This is a genomic window from Cognatishimia activa, assembly GCF_017798205.1.
Lineage (GTDB): Bacteria > Pseudomonadota > Alphaproteobacteria > Rhodobacterales > Rhodobacteraceae > Cognatishimia > Cognatishimia activa_A.
On record NZ_CP060010.1, the window covers coordinates 2,932,244 to 2,951,156 of the forward strand.

The 18,913-nt window shown below is 56.4% G+C and carries 22 protein-coding genes and 1 tRNA gene; 3 read left to right on the top strand and 20 right to left on the bottom strand.

The features are described 5' to 3' along the window. Positions 1 to 24: 24 nt before the first annotated feature. Genes HZ995_RS14505 through HZ995_RS14515 form a run of 3 tightly spaced genes read right to left on the bottom strand, consistent with a single transcriptional unit; the run spans position 25 to position 3,043 of the window. Entirely contained in the window at positions 25 to 282 is a 258-nt protein-coding gene (locus tag HZ995_RS14505; protein ID WP_209356372.1) for an acyl carrier protein, read from the bottom strand. Between the two features lie 31 nt (positions 283 to 313). Continuing rightward, positions 314 to 1,408, bottom strand: a complete 1,095-nt coding sequence (gene lpxD, locus HZ995_RS14510) for a UDP-3-O-(3-hydroxymyristoyl)glucosamine N-acyltransferase (protein ID WP_209356373.1) — start codon at positions 1,406 to 1,408, stop codon at positions 314 to 316. Between the two features lie 27 nt (positions 1,409 to 1,435). Beyond that, on the bottom strand, positions 1,436 to 3,043 hold the full coding sequence (locus tag HZ995_RS14515; protein ID WP_209356374.1) for a L,D-transpeptidase family protein: 1,608 nt from the start codon (positions 3,041 to 3,043) through the stop codon (positions 1,436 to 1,438). A 334-nt stretch (positions 3,044 to 3,377) separates the two neighbouring features. Between HZ995_RS14515 and HZ995_RS14520 the strand changes: the two genes are divergently transcribed. Then, complete coding sequence (locus tag HZ995_RS14520; protein WP_245168681.1) at positions 3,378 to 3,947, top strand: YcbK family protein; 570 nt, start codon at positions 3,378 to 3,380, stop codon at positions 3,945 to 3,947. Between the two features lie 63 nt (positions 3,948 to 4,010). Here HZ995_RS14520 and HZ995_RS14525 read toward each other — a convergent pair whose 3' ends face one another. The 6 genes from HZ995_RS14525 to pcaD all read right to left on the bottom strand — a co-directional run bounded on the left by HZ995_RS14525 (position 4,011) and on the right by pcaD (position 8,799). Then, entirely contained in the window at positions 4,011 to 5,312 is a 1,302-nt protein-coding gene (locus HZ995_RS14525) for a lyase family protein (protein WP_209356375.1), read from the bottom strand. Positions 5,313 to 5,334: 22 nt separating this feature from the next. Further along, entirely contained in the window at positions 5,335 to 6,171 is an 837-nt protein-coding gene (locus HZ995_RS14530) for a 3-keto-5-aminohexanoate cleavage protein (RefSeq protein WP_209356376.1), read from the bottom strand. Positions 6,172 to 6,238: 67 nt separating this feature from the next. Next, a complete protein-coding gene (pcaG, locus tag HZ995_RS14535) occupies positions 6,239 to 6,862 on the bottom strand; it encodes a protocatechuate 3,4-dioxygenase subunit alpha (protein ID WP_209356377.1) in 624 nt (207 codons plus the stop codon). A 1-nt stretch (position 6,863) separates the two neighbouring features. Continuing rightward, positions 6,864 to 7,592, bottom strand: coding sequence for a protocatechuate 3,4-dioxygenase subunit beta (pcaH, locus tag HZ995_RS14540; RefSeq protein WP_209356378.1), 729 nt, complete (start codon positions 7,590 to 7,592; stop codon positions 6,864 to 6,866). A 45-nt stretch (positions 7,593 to 7,637) separates the two neighbouring features. Further along, positions 7,638 to 7,994 (bottom strand): 4-carboxymuconolactone decarboxylase, encoded by a 357-nt coding sequence (gene pcaC, locus HZ995_RS14545; RefSeq protein ID WP_432417993.1) that lies wholly within the window; start codon positions 7,992 to 7,994, stop codon positions 7,638 to 7,640. A 16-nt stretch (positions 7,995 to 8,010) separates the two neighbouring features. Then, positions 8,011 to 8,799 (bottom strand): 3-oxoadipate enol-lactonase, encoded by a 789-nt coding sequence (gene pcaD / locus HZ995_RS14550; protein WP_209356380.1) that lies wholly within the window; start codon positions 8,797 to 8,799, stop codon positions 8,011 to 8,013. Positions 8,800 to 8,873: 74 nt separating this feature from the next. On the opposite strand from pcaD, the gene pcaQ reads away from it, so the two are divergent. Further along, positions 8,874 to 9,827: a pca operon transcription factor PcaQ gene (gene pcaQ / locus HZ995_RS14555; protein ID WP_245168682.1), complete on the top strand. Its 954-nt coding sequence runs from the start codon at positions 8,874 to 8,876 to the stop codon at positions 9,825 to 9,827. Positions 9,828 to 9,832: 5 nt separating this feature from the next. On the opposite strand, the gene HZ995_RS14560 is transcribed toward pcaQ, so the two are convergent. The 11 genes from HZ995_RS14560 to HZ995_RS14610 all read right to left on the bottom strand — a co-directional run bounded on the left by HZ995_RS14560 (position 9,833) and on the right by HZ995_RS14610 (position 18,087). After that, a tRNA-Arg gene (locus tag HZ995_RS14560) sits at positions 9,833 to 9,909 on the bottom strand. An 84-nt stretch (positions 9,910 to 9,993) separates the two neighbouring features. Next, entirely contained in the window at positions 9,994 to 11,214 is a 1,221-nt protein-coding gene (locus HZ995_RS14565; RefSeq protein ID WP_209356381.1) for a cysteine desulfurase, read from the bottom strand. Between the two features lie 12 nt (positions 11,215 to 11,226). Beyond that, complete coding sequence (locus tag HZ995_RS14570) at positions 11,227 to 11,844, bottom strand: Yip1 family protein (protein WP_209356382.1); 618 nt, start codon at positions 11,842 to 11,844, stop codon at positions 11,227 to 11,229. Beyond that, positions 11,796 to 12,281, bottom strand: a complete 486-nt coding sequence (locus HZ995_RS14575) for a YIP1 family protein (RefSeq protein WP_209356383.1) — start codon at positions 12,279 to 12,281, stop codon at positions 11,796 to 11,798. Before HZ995_RS14575 ends, HZ995_RS14570 begins: the two co-directional genes overlap by 49 nt. Then, positions 12,281 to 13,567: a SufB/SufD family protein gene (locus tag HZ995_RS14580; RefSeq protein ID WP_209356384.1), complete on the bottom strand. Its 1,287-nt coding sequence runs from the start codon at positions 13,565 to 13,567 to the stop codon at positions 12,281 to 12,283. The genes HZ995_RS14575 and HZ995_RS14580 overlap by 1 nt, the downstream gene beginning before the upstream one ends. Further along, entirely contained in the window at positions 13,567 to 14,322 is a 756-nt protein-coding gene (gene sufC, locus HZ995_RS14585; protein WP_209356385.1) for a Fe-S cluster assembly ATPase SufC, read from the bottom strand. The genes HZ995_RS14580 and sufC overlap by 1 nt, the downstream gene beginning before the upstream one ends. A 204-nt stretch (positions 14,323 to 14,526) precedes the next feature. Beyond that, entirely contained in the window at positions 14,527 to 14,841 is a 315-nt protein-coding gene (locus tag HZ995_RS14590) for a heavy metal-binding domain-containing protein (RefSeq protein WP_209356386.1), read from the bottom strand. Further along, positions 14,838 to 15,044 (bottom strand): hypothetical protein, encoded by a 207-nt coding sequence (locus HZ995_RS14595; protein WP_209356387.1) that lies wholly within the window; start codon positions 15,042 to 15,044, stop codon positions 14,838 to 14,840. Before HZ995_RS14595 ends, HZ995_RS14590 begins: the two co-directional genes overlap by 4 nt. Further along, on the bottom strand, positions 15,044 to 16,564 hold the full coding sequence (sufB, locus tag HZ995_RS14600) for a Fe-S cluster assembly protein SufB (RefSeq protein ID WP_209356388.1): 1,521 nt from the start codon (positions 16,562 to 16,564) through the stop codon (positions 15,044 to 15,046). The genes HZ995_RS14595 and sufB overlap by 1 nt, the downstream gene beginning before the upstream one ends. A 15-nt stretch (positions 16,565 to 16,579) precedes the next feature. Next, complete coding sequence (locus tag HZ995_RS14605) at positions 16,580 to 17,629, bottom strand: cysteine desulfurase family protein (RefSeq protein WP_209358284.1); 1,050 nt, start codon at positions 17,627 to 17,629, stop codon at positions 16,580 to 16,582. Then, a complete protein-coding gene (locus HZ995_RS14610; protein ID WP_209356389.1) occupies positions 17,626 to 18,087 on the bottom strand; it encodes an Rrf2 family transcriptional regulator in 462 nt (153 codons plus the stop codon). Before HZ995_RS14610 ends, HZ995_RS14605 begins: the two co-directional genes overlap by 4 nt. A 169-nt stretch (positions 18,088 to 18,256) precedes the next feature. Between HZ995_RS14610 and HZ995_RS14615 the strand changes: the two genes are divergently transcribed. Next, positions 18,257 to 18,910: an alpha/beta hydrolase gene (locus HZ995_RS14615; protein WP_209356390.1), complete on the top strand. Its 654-nt coding sequence runs from the start codon at positions 18,257 to 18,259 to the stop codon at positions 18,908 to 18,910. Positions 18,911 to 18,913: the final 3 nt, after the last annotated feature.

The window sequence follows — 18,913 nt, forward strand, 5'->3', positions numbered from 1 at the left end:
GTCTTTCACTTCGTTTCGTCGGCCCTAGGCCTGTTCTGACACCAGTTTTTCGATACCAGAAATAATAGTGGCGACGTTTGAAATATCAAAATCGCTCTCGCTTGGCTCATTTGCATTAAATGGGACCGAGATATCAAAGGCCTCTTCAATGGCAAAAATGCTCTCAACCAGCCCAAGGCTGTCGATGCCCAGATCCTCTAGCGTGCTGTCAGGCGTGACATCGGAAACCTCCAGAACCGCTTGTTCTGCGATGATCTCGATTACCTTGTCCTTGACGCTCATGCCAAATCCTCTCTCTTGCCTGAGCAGTGATTTAGTCACTGTCCGCAGGTTTTGAAACCGCTTTCTTCAATTTTGCAACGTCAGCAAACAAGCGTGGCAGGCGGCGTAGCCCCTTATAGGCTTCGACCTGGCTTTCCATCTTCATGGCGGGATATCCCAGCATAAAGCGCCCTTTTGGAACATTCGCCAGAACCATAGTCCCTGCCCCCGTGATCACTGCGTCTCCGATCGTCAGGTTGTCCCCAACGCCCGTCTGACCTCCTAGGACCACATTGTTACCGATCTGTGACGATCCGGCGATTCCGACCATGCCGCAGAGCAGACAATCGTCGCCGACAACGACGTTGTGGCCGACCTGCACGAGGTTATCGAGCTTGGTGCCATTGCCGATGATCGTGTCGCGAATAGTGCCGCGATCGATACAAGTGTTTGCGCCGACTTCGACGTCATCGCCAATGGTAACCGCTCCAATCGAATGGATGCGGGCCCAAGACTGGCGGCTCTCTATCGAGGACTGCCCCAAGGCCTCGCGCGCATCTTCAACCTGATTTTTCTCAGGCGTCACAAAGGAGAAGCCGTCTCCGCCAATCCGCGCGCCGGGCTGGCAGATAAAATTAGCGCCAATCTTAACCCGCGCAGCGATGCTCACATGGTCGCGCAGGAAGGCATTCGCTCCGATCTGCGCATCCATGCCAATATAGCACTGAGGCCCAATGACCGAGCTATCTCCGATCACAGCACCGGCTTCTATCACGGTCAGAGGTCCAACGGAAACATCCGCACCGAGCTGCGCTTCGGGACTGACGACTGCGCTCGGGTGAATACCCTGATGAAATCCATGCCCCAGATCATACATCTCGGTCACTGACGCCATGGCGAACCGTCCACGATCCGGCAGGATCGCAGCCTCAAGCCCAAGGGCCTGCCAATCCGCATCAGGCCAAAGCATTGCGACTTTTGCAGCGCCTTCGCTCAGGTTTTCCGCAAATATTGGCTTCATCGCGAGCGCCAAATCGCCCACGCCCGCATCCTGAGGCTCGGCCACGCCGGTGACAAGCAAGTCAACGGCCCCAACCGCCTCGGCCCCAACGGCGTTTGCGATGTCTTTGACGCTATAGGATGTCATGCGGCCCCCAGATCTTCTGGGGCAGGTTTAGCCGCGAACCGCTGGCAAAGCCACCCCTTCATTCTCTAGAGCGCGCCAGATCTTGGCATCCCGTCCATAGACGTCGCGACGGTACTGCATATGACCTTTCGCCTCGGTGAAAGCGGTTCGGTACATGATGTGCACGGGGACCTTCTTCACCAGATCGATCTGCGTTTCACGACCGGTGTCCAGGGTGTCATGGAACAAGCCCTTCGGGTTAGAGCTTTGTTTCGCCAGCAAAGTATAAGCAAATTCAAAAGGCTTATGAAGGCGGATACAGCCATGGCTATAGGCGCGTACTTCGCGAGAGAAGAGGCTCTTGGCCGGTGTGTCATGCAAATAGATGTTGTGACGGTTCGGGAACATGAACTTCACCAACCCCAAGGCATTGCTGTTGCTTGGCGCCTGTTTGATATCAAACGGGAAAGTTCTGGCTGAAAACTGCGAAAAATCCACCGCGCCACGGTTCACGACCCGACCGCGCCCATCATAAAGCGTCAGATGGCTAACCGCGTTTGGATTGGCCTGCAGCATCGGCAGATATTCCTTGGTCGCAATCGAACGTGGCACATTCCAGGTCGGGTTGATGACCATATGCTCCATAATGTCGGAAAACTCGGGGCTACGGCGATCTGTGTCGCGGTGCCCCACGACGGTGCGGCTTTCAAAAGTGATCTTGCCGTTGTCGATGATCTTGGCCGAGAAATCGGTCAGGTTCACCATCACATGGCGCTCGCCCTTGGGCATATTGGTCCAACGCTCACGCTCCATCGCGACCATAATGGACTTGAGACGCTCTTGGGCAGGAACATTTAATTCGGCAATCGTCGACGGTCCGGCAACACCATCCGCGGTCAGACCATGTGCTTCCTGGAATTCCTGAACTGCCTTTTGAACGTCAGCATCAAACTTGGTGGAGACGCGGCGCGACAGATAGCCCATGCGGATCAGACGGTCACGCAGTTGCACCACGGCGTTACCCTGATCGCCTGGCTCTAATTTCTTGGCGCGGATCGGAGCTCCCCAGCCTCCGCGGCCAAGCTGGCGTTCCAGCAAAAGCTTTTCTTTACGCAGACGGGCATATTCCGGGGTCTTTGGTGCGAGGCTCTGAATGAACTTCTCTGGGTCACTCGCTGCAAAGTTTGCCAAGTATTTCTCTCGATCACGGTACGGCACCTTGCGAACAAGCCCGTCATCAATGCGGGACGGGACGAGCATTCCGGTCTGGACATCGCGGGCATAGTCCAAAAAGGTCTCGGAAATCTTAACTTCGACCAAACCGAGGTCACGCTTCGTGCGCGCGCTGCGAATTTGCGATTTCAGGCCAGCAATATCGTAGTGCTCAGGCACCAAACCGTGTTCGCCTGATCGTTCCAAGGCATCAAACAGAGCGCTGCGGCGCTCGCGGAACTCTCTCCCCTTGCCGGTCCAGAGCGGCTGGAATTCTACGCTTCGATAATAAGCCGCGATGTCTTTGTCAGCAGAAGCGGCCTCGGCGACGGCTTGCATAAACGCAGTAACTTGTGTGTCGCTTTTCGCTGAAACACCAGATGTGGACAATGCCCAAACCAAGGCCAAGGCCACCACATTTGACATAAGACGCAAGAAATACATCGCTAACTACCCCAGAACATGCACATGTGTCGCTTAATTTTGTGAAGCCGTCAGGGGGAATTGTCCATTCACATTTACCTCATCGAGACATTCCCTCGGGGATTTCACCGTAAAGGTCACAATGTGTGACTTGAAAGCGGCAACTGTTAACCCAGCAGAAACAATGCAGAGCATTTGCGCAAATTTTCGCCCAAAGCCCCGAGATCACACTGTTTTTCTAAAATGAAACCTTGGTAAACGAATCGAGTTGTGTCATAACTATGGCGCATCTGGGGATAATTTTAATGATCGCGCGGCGGCGCGAGTTAAGAAAGCGACGGGACAGGCGCGAAATATGTTGACCGATAGCTCTCAGGGCATGACACGGCGCGGACTATTACGCGCCTTCGCAGCGACGACGGTTGCAGCAGCACCGACTTTCACGAATGCATCCGGATTTCTGCGTGGCGCAGGCGATATCCGTAGATTGAAAATGTACTCCGGCCGCACCGGTGAAAGCATCGACACGATCTATTGGATCGAAGGCAAATACATCAAAGACGCCGTTGATGAGATCAACAAATTCATGCGTGATTGGCGCACCAATGGCGTGATCAAAATCGACACGCGCACCGTCGACATCATGGCCGCATCCCTGCGCCTGACCGACACCAACGAACCATTTATGTTGCTCTCGGGCTATCGCAGCCCTCAGACCAACGCCATGCTGCGTCGCAACTCGCGCGGCGTTGCAAAGAACTCTCTACACATGAAAGGCCAAGCCGCCGACCTGCGCCTTGCAGATCGCTCTGTAAGCCAACTGGCCCGAGCTGCTGCTGCCTGTCGCGCGGGCGGTGTTGGCCGGTATTCCGGTTCCAACTTTGTGCATGTGGACTGCGGACCGCTCCGCACCTGGGGCCGCTAAGGTTTCAGACAGAGGTAAAGAAAAAGAAAACGCTCCCGAGGGAGCGTTTTTTTGTGTCTGTATTTAGCGTGCAGCAAAGATCGACTGGGCGATCTCACGACAGGGTGCGACAGACTTCTGCGGGTCAAATAAATCGTCCCAATCCAGATCCCGTCCACAAAGTTCGGGTAAAGCCTCACGCAGAGGCTTACCTGTTTTTGACGCCGCCTTGACCAAAGCCTGTGCCTCTGGGCGCGGCATATGCTCAGCCAACATAAAACTGATCTGCTCTGCCATCACGCCATCATTGGCCGCTAGGATCGCGTTAATCTGATCCTCATTCGCCGTCAGCGTCTCGGCCAACACCTGAGCATGCGCCAAGGACGCTCCAACTGCGATAAAGATCTGAGGAAAAAGCGCCCATTCAATCGGCCATTGTCCCCCATCACGGTCCTCGGCTGGATCGGCAGCACCAGCCAAACCCGCATGGGCCGCTTTCGCAAGACTCGCGAGGGTGCGAATGGTCTCGGGACCAACGGGGTTGGATTTCTGTGGCATCGTAGAGGACCCACCCCCAGCCCCTGCACTGACTTCGCGGATCTCGGACCGCATATGCAAGATCAGGTCTCCGGCAAATTTCGACAGGGCAACCGAGATTTGCAACAGCCAGGACGCGAGGTTCACCAATCCGGTGCGATCCACATGCCATGGCGCAGCCGCGGACAGGCCAAGCGCCCTCGCCAGACCCGCGCCAATCTGAGGCCCGTAAGGAGCCGTGGCCGTATTGCCTCCAGAGGCGCCACCGAATTGCACCAAAAGGATACGCCCACGTATGTCCGCCAGAGTTTTCTCGAGCGCGATCAAGGGCTGGGTCCATTTCGCGATCCGAAGCCCCAATGTGATCGGTGTTGCGATCTGACCGCGCGTGCGGCCTGCAACGACCAAGGTTTCATAGGTCTCTGACTTTGCGGCTAATGCATCAATCAACTGGCGCAACCGACCTTCGACCACATCCAGAGCCTCGGCAACCGCCAAAGTCATGGCCGTATCAACTACATCCTGACTGGTTGCGCCCCAGTGCAGATATTGACCATGCTCGGGATCCAATTGGCCGCGTAATTCCGACACCAAAGCCGGAACCGCCACGCCAGAGGACAACACGCCTTTGGACAAAGCCGCCAGATCCACCGAAGCATCAGTCAGGCCATCGAAGATCGCCTGCCCCGAGGCTTTTGGGATCACGCCCAGCTCACCCTCAACCTGCGCCAGCGCACGTTCAAAGCGCACCATGCGCGCGACCTCTGCACGATCGCTAAAAATCTCGGACAGCTCGGCATCGCCAAACTGCGCCTCATAGATCGCGCTTTGAAATAGTGAAACGGCCATGTGATCCCTGCCCTTTTGCGCCCTATGCGGCGTGTTTCGCCAAGCCTAGCATCTCGCGCGCTTGTGCAAAAGTCGCGACGGGACGCTCGTATTTCTCGCAAAGCGCCACGGTCTTTTGAACCAAAGCCGCGTTGGAAGGCGCGAGGGTGTTTTTGTCCAGACGGATGTTGTCCTCAAGACCTGTGCGTGTGTGGCCACCCGCCGCGATACACCATTCGTTCAGCGTGATCTGATGACGGCCGATACCAGCGGCGCACCACTCAGACTCTGGGCTCAGACGCTTGAGGGTTTGGACGTAGAAATCAAAGACCTCTTTGTCCACAGGCATCGCGTTTTTCACGCCCATCACGAATTGCACATAAGGGGTGCGCGGCAGACGACCGTCTTTGTGCATCGCAACCGCCTGGAAGATGTGGCTGAGGTCGAAGGCTTCGATCTCTGGTGCCACGTTGTAGGTTTTCATTTCAGACGCCAGCCAATCCACCAAATCCGGGCTGTTTTCATAAACGCGGGTCGGGAAGTTGTTGGAGCCCACGGTCAAAGACGCCATGTCAGGCGCCAGAGGCAGCATGCCGCCCCGCTCGGTGCCTGCGCCAGACCGGCCACCGGTCGAGAACTGCACGATCATACCCGGGCAATGCTTTTCCAGCCCCTCTTTGAGGGCTGCGAATTTCTCGGGGTCAGAAGACGTGGTCTCGTCGGCATTGCGCACGTGGCAATGGGCGATGGTCGCGCCGGCCTCGAAGGCTTCCTGAGTGCTTTCGACCTGCTCCGCGATGGAAATCGGAACAGCGGGGTTGTCGGCCTTTTTCGGCAAAGAGCCGGTGATGGCGACGCAGATAATGCAAGGTTTGGTCATCGGTGCTTTCCTGATGTGGGTAAAGGGGCGACTGGAGCCGCCCCGCATTGACTTGGATTTAACGACCTTAGATGTCGAAAAAGACAGTTTCGTCTTCACCCTGAATTTTGACGTCAAAGCGATAGACCACCTGACCGTCGCGTTCCGAGCGTTTCGCAATCAGCGTGGCTCGACGTTTTTCCCATTCGATCAGGTTGATCACCGGGTCTTTCGCGTTTGCTTCGACTTCATCGTCGAAATAGATGCGTGTGTTCAAGCCAATGTTGATCCCGCGCGCCACGATCCACAGGTTGATATGCGGTGCCATCATGCGGCCATTGCGGCCCATCGTGGCACCCGGTTTCACGGTGTCAAAGCCCCATTCACCGGTTTCAAAGTCGGTGATGACACGGCCCCAGCCACGGAACCCCTCTTCGACGTCGCCTTCGCATTCCGGATGCGCATAGACACCTTCGCTATTGGCCTGCCAGGCCTCAAGCAGCACGTCTTTAATCGGAGAGCCGATACCATCGACAACCACGCCTTCGACGCGAATACGTTCGCCTTTGGCGTTCGGGCCTGCGATGTCCCAACCCAGTTCTTGCTTATAGATGTCAAAACCAGCGGCCCCCGGGGCCAGACCGATATGAACATAAGGACCCGCCGTTTGGGATGGGGTTTCCTTCAAATACTCAGGAGTGTTCGAGGTCATATCAATTGCCCTCCAGACGGTTTTCAAACAGGGTCGAGCGACGACCACGCAGCACGATGTCAAAGCGATAGCATTGTGTGTCCAGCGGGATGGTCGCGTTTTCGTCAAGCTTCGCCACCAGCATATCGACCGCGCGCTCGTCGGGGATGGTTTTGACGATCGGGCAGCGGCTGATCCAGGGATCGCCTTCGAAATAACACTGTGTGATCAGGCGCTGCGCAAAGGCCGTGCCAAAGATCGAGAAGTGGATATGCGCCGGACGCCAGCCATTCACATAGTTGCGCCATGGGTAGGCACCGGGCTTCACCGTGCGGAAGAAATAATAGCCGTTTTCGTCGGTCAGAGTCCGACCACAGCCGCCAAAGTTCGGATCGATTGGCGCAAGATAGGTATCCTTCTTGTGGCGATAGCGTCCACCTGCATTTGCCTGCCAAGCTTCGACCAAAGTGTTAGGCACACCACGGCCGTTTTCATCCACCACACGCCCATGCACGATCAGGCGCGGGCCGATGGGGTTTTCACCGGGCTTGGCGTAGTTGTTCAGCAGGTCATTGTCCAAAGGATCAATGTCATTGTGGCCAAAGACCGGACCTGTGATCTCGCTCGCAGAGTTCTGCAGCGAAATCAGCGAATACTGCGGCGAGCGCGACACAGATGTTTTATAATGCGGTGTCAGCGCTGGCGGGTGCCATTCGCGGTCACGTTGGTAGAATTCGGCTGGTGTGTACATCTTGCTAAGTCTCCTCCTTTAGAGGGTAGTTTGGCACCTCTGACTTTAGGTGTCGTCTTCCATTTCAGCGTAGGTTTGTTTCGCCAGTTTCAGCGCGTGGTTGGCGCGGGGGACGCCCGCATAAATCGCCACATGCTGAAAAGCCTCAAGCACGTCTTGCTTGCTGGCACCTGTGCGGGCGGTTGCGCGGATATGCATGGGGATTTCTTCAAAATTCCCGGTCGCCGCCAAAAGCGCCAGTGTGATCATCGAACGTTCTCGTTTGCTGATGCCATCCGAGGCCCACACCGTGCCCCAGGCCCCTTCGGTGATCAGGTCCTGGAATGGCACGTCAAAGGGCGTCTTTTGCGCCTCAGCTCGGTCGACATGAGCATCGCCCAGCACAGACCGGCGTACCTTCATGCCCGCTTCGTAACGATCAGACAAATCCGCTCTCCTTCAGAAACTTTGTGATAAGCGCCGCATAGTCTTGCGGCTTCTCAACACAGGGCAGATGGCCCGTGCCGTCGATGATATGGAACTGAGATCCTGCGATCAGGTCCAAGGTGGATTTCGTAAGCTCTGGCGGCGTCGCCCCATCGTCTGACCCGCAAATGCCATAGGTCGGCAGGGTCAGGCTCGCGGCCTCTTCGCGCAGATCCGCATCGGCGATGGCCGCGCAGCAGGAAACATACCCCAGCGTATGGGTTCGCTCGAGCATGTGCTTCCAAGCCAGACAATCTGGCGTCGAGCGGAATTCTGGCGCGAACCAGCGTTCCATGGTTGGCTCTGAAATTACTTCGATGCCACCCTCATTGATCGCATCAATGCGGGTGTTCCACAGCTCGGGCGTGCCGATCTTGGCTGCCGTGTTGGACAACACCATCGAGTGACACAGATCCGGCCGCGTATAGGCCAGCTTCTGCGCAATCAGACCGCCAATCGAGAGACCAATGAAAAAGACATCCTTGACTTCCAACCGGTCCAGAAACTGCGCAACATCACCGGCCAAGTCGTCAATCGAATAAGGACCGTCAGGGACTGATGAGAGCCCATGCCCACGTTTGTCCATGCGGATATACCGCAGAGATGTCGGCAGCAGCGGCAGCACCGCATCCCAAAGGCGGAAATCTGTGCCAAGTGAGTTTGCGAACACCACCGGACGGCCCTCGGGATTACCATCTTGCCGCCAATTGAGTGCCAGGTTGTCAAATTCTGCGATCTGCATCGTCCATCCCTACCAATGCTGGCCCGTGAGCCTTGTGTTGAATGCAGATTGCACTTACAAAAACAGAAAGTAAAATGAGTTTTTCCGCAACTTACTTTCCAAAAACAGAAACTATGATCGACCGCCGCATCAAATTCCGCCACATCCAATGCTTTGTGGAAATCGCCCAGACCGGCAGTTTTAAACGCGCCGCGGAAACACTGTTTTTGACGCAGCCCGCGATCTCAAAGACCCTCAAGGAACTTGAAGACATTCTGGGGTGCAACCTTATGGAGCGAAGCCGAGCGGGCGTCAGCCTTACCACAGACGGCGCGCGCTTCCTGCAATATGCGCAAATGGCACTGGCCAGCTTGCAACAGGGGTTGCAGGACCTTGGCAACGAAAAAGACACGCAAACCGAGACCCTCGCCATAGGGGCGTTGCCTTCGGTGACGGCTAAACTCTTACCCGCGGTCTCTAAACGCCTATCTCAAGACCCCCACCCCTTCACCCTACGCATTCTGGACGGCCCGCATAAATTTCTTTTGGACAAGCTTGTGACGGGCGAGATCGACATGCTCTTGGGGCGCATGGGGGATCACCGCGATATGGTGGGGCTCAATTTCTCTCTGCTCTATCGCGAAAAGATTAGCTTCATTGTGCGCAAAGGCCATCCGTTTCTAAAGGATGCGACTTTAGAAGGCTTAAAAGACTGGCCCATCATCTATCCCGACCGCAACGCCGCGATCAGGCCCAGCGTGGACAGGTTTATGGTCGAACGCGGGATATCTGATCTCTACCGCCGTGTGGAAACCGTTTCCGGCGCATTCGGACGGCGTTATGTGGCGGAAAGCGATGCGATCTGGATTATTTCAGACGGCGTTGCCGCGAGCGAAGTGGACGCAGGCCGCCTGGAACGTCTACCGTTTGACACTGATACCACTTTGGGACCCATCGGCATCGTCACCCGCGAAGATTGGGACCTCAGCCACCCTGCCCGCATCTTCAGACGCGCACTGCGCGAGACGGTCGAGGATCTTGGACTGTAAGAAAGTGGCGCACCCAAAAGGATTCGAACCTTTGACCTCTGCCTTCGGAGGGCAGCGCTCTATCCAGCTGAGCTATGGGTGCCTGAGGCTCGTTATACCTTGGCCGAAATCTTCTGCAAGCGGGAAAGCGGGGCGGATTTGAAGAAAGCCGCCACGTACCAATAAGTTACGCCAGCAGTTCGTTGGCCAGCTCCAGAGCATCAACCAAAGTGTCGACCTCGTCTTTGGTGTTGTACATACCAAAGCTCGCACGGCATGTCGCTGTGACACCCAATCGTTCCATCAGAGGGCCTGCGCAATGGTGCCCTGCCCGCACAGCCACGCCGCGTTTGTCGAGGATGGTCGAGATATCATGCGCATGTGCCGCACCATCCAACGTCAGGCTAAAAATCGCCGCCTTGCCCGGCGCCTGACCCTGAACATTGAGCCAATTCAATGTCTTGAACCGTTCCAACGCATAGTCGCGCAAGTCGTTCTCATGACGCGCGACATTCTCCATGCCGATCTCCATGAGGTATTCCAGCGCCACGCCCAGACCGATGGTCTGCACGATGCCCGGCGTGCCTGCTTCGAACTTCATCGGCGGATCGTTGTAGATCACGGCATCCTGCGTGACCTCTTTGATCATGTCCCCACCGCCAATAAACGGGCGCATCTCTTTCATGCGGTCGCGCTTGATGTAGATCGCACCAGACCCCGACGGCCCATAAAGCTTGTGGCCGGTGATCGCATAAAAATCACAGCCCAGATCTTCGACATCGACCGGCATATGAACCGCGCCTTGCGAGCCATCCACCAAAACCGGTACGCCACGCGCGTGGGCCTCACTCGTGATGGTTTTGACGTCAACAACTGTACCCAGAACGTTAGAACACTGGGTGATCGCCACCAGCTTGGTCTTGTCCGAGATAGCGTCGACCACGCGTTGCGGGTCCAGACTGCCATCTTCGGCTATATCGACCCATTTCAGCACAACGCCCATGCGTTCTCGCAGGAAATGCCACGGTACAATATTGGCGTGGTGCTCCATCACCGACAGGACGATCTCGTCACCCGCGCTCAGATGCTCCATCGCCCAACCGTAGGCCACAAGGTTGATGCCCTCGGTGGTGCCAGAGTTCAGAACGATCTCGTCCGGGTCTTTGACATTGAGAAACTTTGCAATGGTACCGCGCACGGCTTCATACTTTTCGGTCGCGAGGTTGGACAGATAGTGCAGCCCGCGGTGCACATTGGCGTATTCCTCGGCGTAGCCGCGGGTCACCGCATCAATCACCACCTGCGGCTTCTGCGCAGAGGCACCATTGTCCAGATAGGTCAGCGGTTTCCCGTTCACCTCGCGCGCGAGGATCGGAAAGTCTTGGCGGATTTTGTTGATATCAAACATGCGTCTGTCCAGTTAAACGCTGATAAAGGGGGCCACAAGCAGTGAGATCACCATCACGAGGCCAACGAAGGTCAGAACAAGGCTGCCAAGGGCGCGGCCAATTGAGTCAAACTCATGCGCGCCCTTTTGAAACTGAAGGATAATCCAGATACCATAGAGCCCCGCCAGATTGATCGCCAAAACGGCGAGACTGAAAGAGGCGAAAGACACGATTAGCCCTGCCCCTTCGACGACAGCGCGCATGATTTGCAGCCAGGCGACATAAGTCAGCACAGTGGCAAATGTGCCCTGCCCGCCCAATTGACGTCCTGCGAATGTCAAAAGCGCTGCCGAGGTGGCGGCGACGATGGTCATTGTCACGAAAAGGCCGAAGGGTGTGACCACATCAAGGAACATGACACCGGGAAAGATCTCGACCGGGAAAATCAGAACCCGCGCGAAAATCGCGACCGTCGAAAGCATGACGCCCACAACAAGAAGCACCCAAGACACGCGCACCGGCAGATGCATCGCTTTGATCTGCTCAATTGCCTCTGCGGGGCGCAGGACGGTCAGGATCACGAGGTCTCGGAACTGTTGCATCATGAGGATGTCGCCATGTTGCTGCGCAGCCCAGACATCCAGAACCATGTGAACATCAGGATCGCAATCAGACCGACGCTGTCATAGACCACGCCCGGCCCGATGAAGCCGCCGACGAGGCCGCGGAACAGCGAAATCGGTGCAATCGCCAACAGTGCCCAAAACAGCGCAAAGCGGCTGGTAAACCCGTCAACCTTGCGTCCGAAGATCCGCAAAACGGTCTGAACGACAATAGCCAGCACATAAAAGGCCAGCGGCATGATGAAGATCCAGACCAAAAGCTGACCACCCAAAAGCATATTCAGCTCTAGGCCTTGCAGATGCGCTTCGCGCGCCAGACGTGGCCATTGCGCGATAAAGATCGTCACGCAGGCCGCCATCAGGATCGCAAGACCTCGGTCTTCACGCACACCCATCGCGAGGCGGCGGGACACAACCTGCCCCGGCCCCCTATAGGTTGCCAGAATATCACGCGTGACAGACATTAGCCGCGACGACGCTCCAGCCAAAGTTCAAGGCGCTCTAAGATTGACGCCCTCAAGGCTTCGTTCTCGATCTCATCAACGGCTTCGGCAAGGAAGGCCAATGTCATGAGGTCGGTTGCGATGTCCTTTGGAACGCCGCGCGCGCGCAGATAGAACAGACCTTCTTCGTCAATCGCACCAGAGGTCGAGCCGTGCGAGCAGGCCACGTCATCGGCATAGATCTCGAGTTCCGGTTTCGCGAGGAACTGGCTGTCGTCATCCAGCAGCAGAGACTGGCTGATCTGATAACCATCAGTCTTTTGCGCGTCAGGCTTTACAAGGATCTTGCCTTGGAAAACGCCTGTCGCGCCATTGCGCAGAACCTTTTTGAACACCTGACGGCTTTCGCAATTCACCGCGTCATGGGTCACGAAAACCGTGTCATCATGGTGGAAATCACCGTCGCCCACACAGGCTCCAGCCACATGGGCCACCGCGTCATCGCCGGTCAGCTCGATCACACATTCATTGCGCGTCAGGATGCCGTTGGCTGTCACTGTAAAGGATTTGAACACGCTTTCCGTACCAAGCCGCGAGAACGTATGCGTGACAGCGCGACGCTCGTGGTCGCGTCCTTGCGAGCGGATGTGGTGGAATTCAGCCTTATCGGCCACATCGACTTCGATCATCTTGTTGAACCGCGCCGCAGCCGGGCCGTTTTCCAACAAGGTCAGCTTTGCCTCTGCGTCAAGTTTGATCACATGGTGCAAAATCGCATCCGACGTGGTCGACTCGTGCTTATAGATCAAACTCACCGGTTTGCTGACCTGACCAGTCACATGGATCGCAACCCCATCCGTTGCCAACGCCGTATTCAGCGCCGCCAGAGGGCGTTCGACCGGATCCTGACCTTTGATTTCAAGCGTGCCGTAAAGATCCTTCGCCCAATGAATGTCCGCTTGTCCGATATCCGCGAGGCGCTCAATCGTCAGGCCTTCGCCTGCGAAATCATCGGAGGCCTGTGCATCAAAGACGCCATCCACAAAGACGATCTTAAGGCGGTCGATCTCGTGAAACATTGGCTCTTCGTCATTGTCAAAGAGCGCAGCTTCAACCGGTTCCGCGGAGGTCAACGTGTCCGGGCGGGTGTATTTCCAATATTCGTCGCGGGCATGAGGCAACCCCATTGCTTTTACACGCGACAGCGCGTCTTGACGTGCCGCCGACAACCACGCACCGCTCTCTGGCAGGGCAACGCCCTCCAATTGGGCGGCGGTGGCCTCTTGTTTCAATTGAGCCAAACGCATCAGGCGACCTCCGCCAGAATGTCAGCGTAACCGTTCTGTTCGACCTCAAGAGCCAGCTCTGGGCCGCCGGTTTTCACAATACGGCCGTCTGCCATGATGTGCACGACGTCTGGTTTGATGTGGTCGAGCAGACGCTGATAGTGGGTGATCACCAGGAACCCACGCCCCTCAGAGCGCAGCGCATTCACGCCATCAGAGACCAGTTTCATCGCGTCCACATCGAGACCCGAGTCGGTCTCATCAAGGATGCACATCTTTGGCTCGAGCATCGCCATCTGCAGGATCTCGTTGCGTTTTTTCTCACCGCCAGAGAAACCCATGTTCACAGGGCGCTTCAGCATATCCGCGTCGATTTTGAGCGTCTTGGCCTTGGCACGAATGTCTTTCAGGAAGTCCGCCGCAGAAAGCTCTTCCTCGCCACGCGCCTTACGCTGAGCGTTCACCGCGGTGCGCAGGAAGGTCATGTTGCTCACACCCGGGATCTCAACCGGATATTGGAACGCCAGGAACAGGCCCTCGGCTGCGCGCTCTTCGGGTTCCATCTCAAGCAGGTCTTCGCCATCGAGAGACGCTGCGCCCTCGGTGACCTCATAGCCGTCACGGCCCGACAGAACATAAGAGAGCGTCGATTTACCAGAGCCGTTAGGGCCCATGATCGCATGCACTTTGCCAGCTTCTACTGTCAGGTCTACGCCCTTCAGGATCTGCTTGTCTTCGTCTTCCAGTTTGACCTTCAGGCCTTTGATTTCCAACATGTTCTTTTCCTCATCCGCCCGCACATCAGGCGGTTCATTTCCGTATTACAAAGTGAGCCACCAAGGACCCAAAAAACCCGCTGACGAAACTCACCGCCAGCACTTGCGTGGCCCCAAGCATCGGCGCGATGCTGCTGACCACCAAAGCGAAAACCGCGCAGAATGCCCCTGTCGTGCAGGCCGGCAAAAGCGCGCTTCGCCACATTATTTCAGCACCACAGCAGTGCCCGAAGCCGAGACCATCAACATGGATTGTCCGATGACCTCATAGTCCAGATCCACACCCACGACCGCATTCGCGCCTTTGGCCATGGCCCGCTCTTCCAGCTCGCGAAGTGCCGTGTCCCGCGCATCCTGCAGCTTGCTTTCATAGGCACCAGACCGGCCGCCGACGATATCTGTAATGCTCGCAAAGACATCGCGGACAACATTCGCGCCCATGATGGCTTCGCCCACCACGATGCCGCGATAGTCGACGATCTGATGACCTTCGATTGTATTGGTCGTGCTGACGATCATAGCGATCCTCCAATCCAAGTGATCAGCATCATCACGGCCAGACAAACAAAGCCGATGACGCCCGATGTGACGATGACAGAGCCGCCAATCAGCCCTTCGGTGTTGCCGCGTTGTTTGCGGATCCCAAGGCCGATGAGGCTGCCGACCATCATGCCGACACCCACGCCGAGGCTCTGTTGCATAAGGGCTTGAATGGTTTCCATCAGCCCACAGACCCCTCAAGCGAAATTGCCACAAGCTGTTGAGCTTCCATGGCAAATTCCATTGGCAGCGCTTGCAGAACCTCTTTGGCAAAGCCGTTGACGATCAGCGCGACCGCCTCTTCTTCGTCCATGCCCCGCTGGCGGCAATAGAACATTTGCTCGTCATCAACCTTGGAAGTGGTCGCCTCATGTTCGACGCGCGATGAGTTGTTCTTGACCTCAATATACGGCACCGTATGGGCCCCGCATTTGTCGCCGATCAGCAAGCTGTCACACTGCGTATAGTTCCGAGAGTTCTTGGCCTTGGGGTGCATCGAGACCTGACCACGATAGGTGTTCTGCGCAACGCCTGCCGAGATGCCTTTGGACACGATCCGGGACTTGGTGTTTTTACCAAGGTGGATCATCTTGGTGCCGGTGTCGGCCTGCTGGTGGTTGTTGGCAATCGCGATCGAGTAAAACTCGCCCTGGCTTTCTTCGCCGCGCAGGATGCAGGAAGGATATTTCCAAGTGACGGCAGAGCCGGTTTCCACCTGCGTCCACATCATCTTGGCGCGATCCCCACGGCAATCTGCGCGTTTGGTCACAAAGTTATAGATGCCGCCTTTGCCGTTCTCATCCCCTGGGAACCAGTTCTGAACGGTAGAGTATTTCACCTCGGCGTCTTCTTCGATGATGATCTCAACCACAGCGGCGTGCAGCTGCGCGGTATCGCGTTGCGGCGCAGTACAGCCTTCGAGGTAGGACACATAAGAGCCCTTGTCCGCAATGATCAGCGTGCGTTCAAACTGACCGGTGTTTTCCGCATTGATGCGGAAATAGGTGGACAGTTCCATCGGGCACCGCACGCCCGGTGGGATGTAAACGAAGGATCCATCGGAAAAGACCGCAGAGTTCAGCGTCGCATAGAAGTTGTCCTGCACCGGAACGACCGAGCCAAGGTATTTCTTAACCAGCTCAGGATGCTCTTTGATCGCCTCAGAGATCGAACAGAAAATCACGCCCGCTTTCTTGAGTTCCGCCTGGAACGTCGTGCCCACAGACACCGAGTCAAAGACCGCATCAACCGCAACCTTACGGCCCTCAGCTGGCGCATCCTCAGCGCCTTCAACGCCTGCCAAAATCATCTGTTCTTTCAGAGGAATGCCGAGCTTTTGATATGTTTCCAGGAGCTTAGGATCCACGTCGTCCAAGGATTTCGGCTTTTCTTCCATGCTCTTTGGACGCGCATAGTAGTACTGATCCTGAAAATCGATCTCAGGATAGCTGACCATCGCCCAATCGGGCTCTTCGCGGGACAACCAACGCTGGTAAGCCTCAAGACGCCATTCAGTCATCCACTCAGGTTCGTCGTTCTTTTCAGAAATCAGACGCACGATGTCCTCGGAAAGACCCTTTGGGGCGTATTCCATTTCGATTTCGGTTTCCCAACCGTATTTATAGGCGCCGCCGACCTCGCGCACCGCGTCCACGGTCTCTTGATCGACACCTTCTTTTACGTCTTGGTCCAAAATGGCCATCTGCGTCTCCTTCAATCACGCCGCGCGGGCGCGGAATTTCTGCCATTGAGCCAGCCAAGCTTTGGCAAACCCCATGACCTCTTGTTCTGTTGTCTGCGGACCAAGGCTTACCCTGATCGCACTTGACGCTGTGGTTGCGTCATATCCCATGGCTTGCAGCACGGCGCTGGCTTTGACCTTGCCCGACGAACACGCCGAGCCTGCCGAAATCGCATAGCCCGCCAGATCCATCTGCATCACCTGTGTCTCGCCCTTCCACCCGGGCACGGCGAAACAACTTGTGTTGGGAAGGCGGTTTGCACCTTTCCCAACAAAAATTGTCTCATTTGCTGCGCTTTCAATGGTCTCTTCCAATAAATCGCGCAATTTTTCGATGTCAGACCAAATGCCGCGCTCGATACCGCGCTGTGCGGCCTCGGCTGCCGCCGCAAACCCCACAGCACCGATGATATTTTCGGTGCCTGCACGACGGCCCATCTCTTGACCGCCGCCTTTCAGGCGCGCCTCAAGATCAATGCCGCGTTTCATCACCAAAGCGCCGATGCCTTTGGGGCCGCCCAGCTTATGCGCCGAGACAATCGCCATATCTGCGCCCAGCCAATTGAAGGCCACAGGCAGTTTACCAAAGGCTTGCGTCGCGTCCGTCACCGACAGGCCCTGCGGCAATGACTGGATCACGCCGGTCTCGGAGTTCGCAAGTTGCAATGTTGATGATCTGGGATCGATGACAGTGACGGCGCCCGTGCTATCCACCGCATGGGAATGCACATCCGCAACCCAAGCGCGCACCGCGTCATGCTCTACATCACAACCAAGAATATCTCGCCCCTGAAGCGCCAAAGACGCGGCCTCTGTAGCGCTCGAGGTAAAAACAACCTCCGCCCCATCCGCGCCAAAGGCCGAAGCCACCGTCTGACGTGCCTTTTCCAAGGCAGATTTCGCCGCCCGGCCTTCGGAATGGACCGAAGAGGGGTTGCCGATGAGGGACATCGCCCCAATCATCGCTTCCCGCGCCTCAGGACGCAGCGGCGTCGTGGCGTTATGGTCTAAATAGGCGCGCATCAGTCCTCATCCACCACCGCAAACAAGGACGGCACTGCCGGACATGGCGCGAGGCCGTTTTCCACAATATCGGACAGGCGGGTTTGGTGCAGGAACACATAAACATGCGCCGAAAGGCCTTCCCACAAACGGTTCGCCATGGACTGCGCCCGAGAGCCCGATTGCCCACCAGAGGCCCCCGCCCCCGTGTGCAGTGCCGACACGGTTTCATCCACCGCCGCCAGCACATCCACAATCCGAATCTCGGCTGTTGGCCGCGCCAAACGATAGCCACCACCGGGCCCACGTACAGAGTCCACCAATTCAGCACGGCGCAATTTCAGAAAAAGCTGCTCAAGATAGGCCAGCGAAATATCCTGACGCTCGGAAATCTCGGACAAAGTCACAAGTTTTTCAGTGGGTTGCAACGCAATATCCGCAAGGGCTACGACCGCGTAGCGTCCCTTCGTCGAGAGTTTCATAGCCCCAATTCCTCGCGCGAATTCGTTGACCTCCGTCGTCGCATTGCGTAGACCGCTTAAAACGCCAAACGAAGCAGGCCGCAGCGGCCTGTAGTTAGAATAGTTCTAAAGTGCCCGAGGGATTTCGTCAAGAAACCTTTACACTTTATTGAAGGAGGCAGGCAGACATATGCCAGAGGTCATTTTTCCTGGTCCAGAAGGACGTCTTGAAGGCCGCTATCACCCGCAAAAAGATCGCGACGCGCCGATTGCCATCGTGCTGCATCCGCATCCACAATTCGGCGGGACGATGAACAACAAAGTCGTCTACAACCTGCATTATGCCTTCTACAACATGGGTTTCACCGTTCTGCGGTTTAACTTCCGTGGCGTGGGCCGCTCTCAGGGCGAGTATGACCAAGGTGTTGGCGAGCTCTCTGATGCCGCGAGCGCGCTGGACTACCTGCAATCCATGAACACCAACTCGAAACATTGCTGGGTCGCTGGCTTTAGCTTTGGCGCTTGGATCGGTATGCAGCTTTTGATGCGCCGTCCGGAAATCACGGGTTTCATCAGCGTGTCGCCACCTGCGAATATGTACGATTTCAGCTTCTTGGCGCCCTGCCCGTCTTCTGGCCTGATCATCAACGGCACTGGCGACCGGGTTGCGCCTCCTGCGGACACCACCAATCTGGTGAACAAGCTGCACGAGCAAAAAGGCATCACGATCACCCACACTGAGATCGAAGGCGCGGACCACTTCTTTAAAGAACCGCATATGGATCACATGATCGGAGACGTCACCGACTATGTGAAACGCCGTCTCACCGAGAACACGCGGTAATCC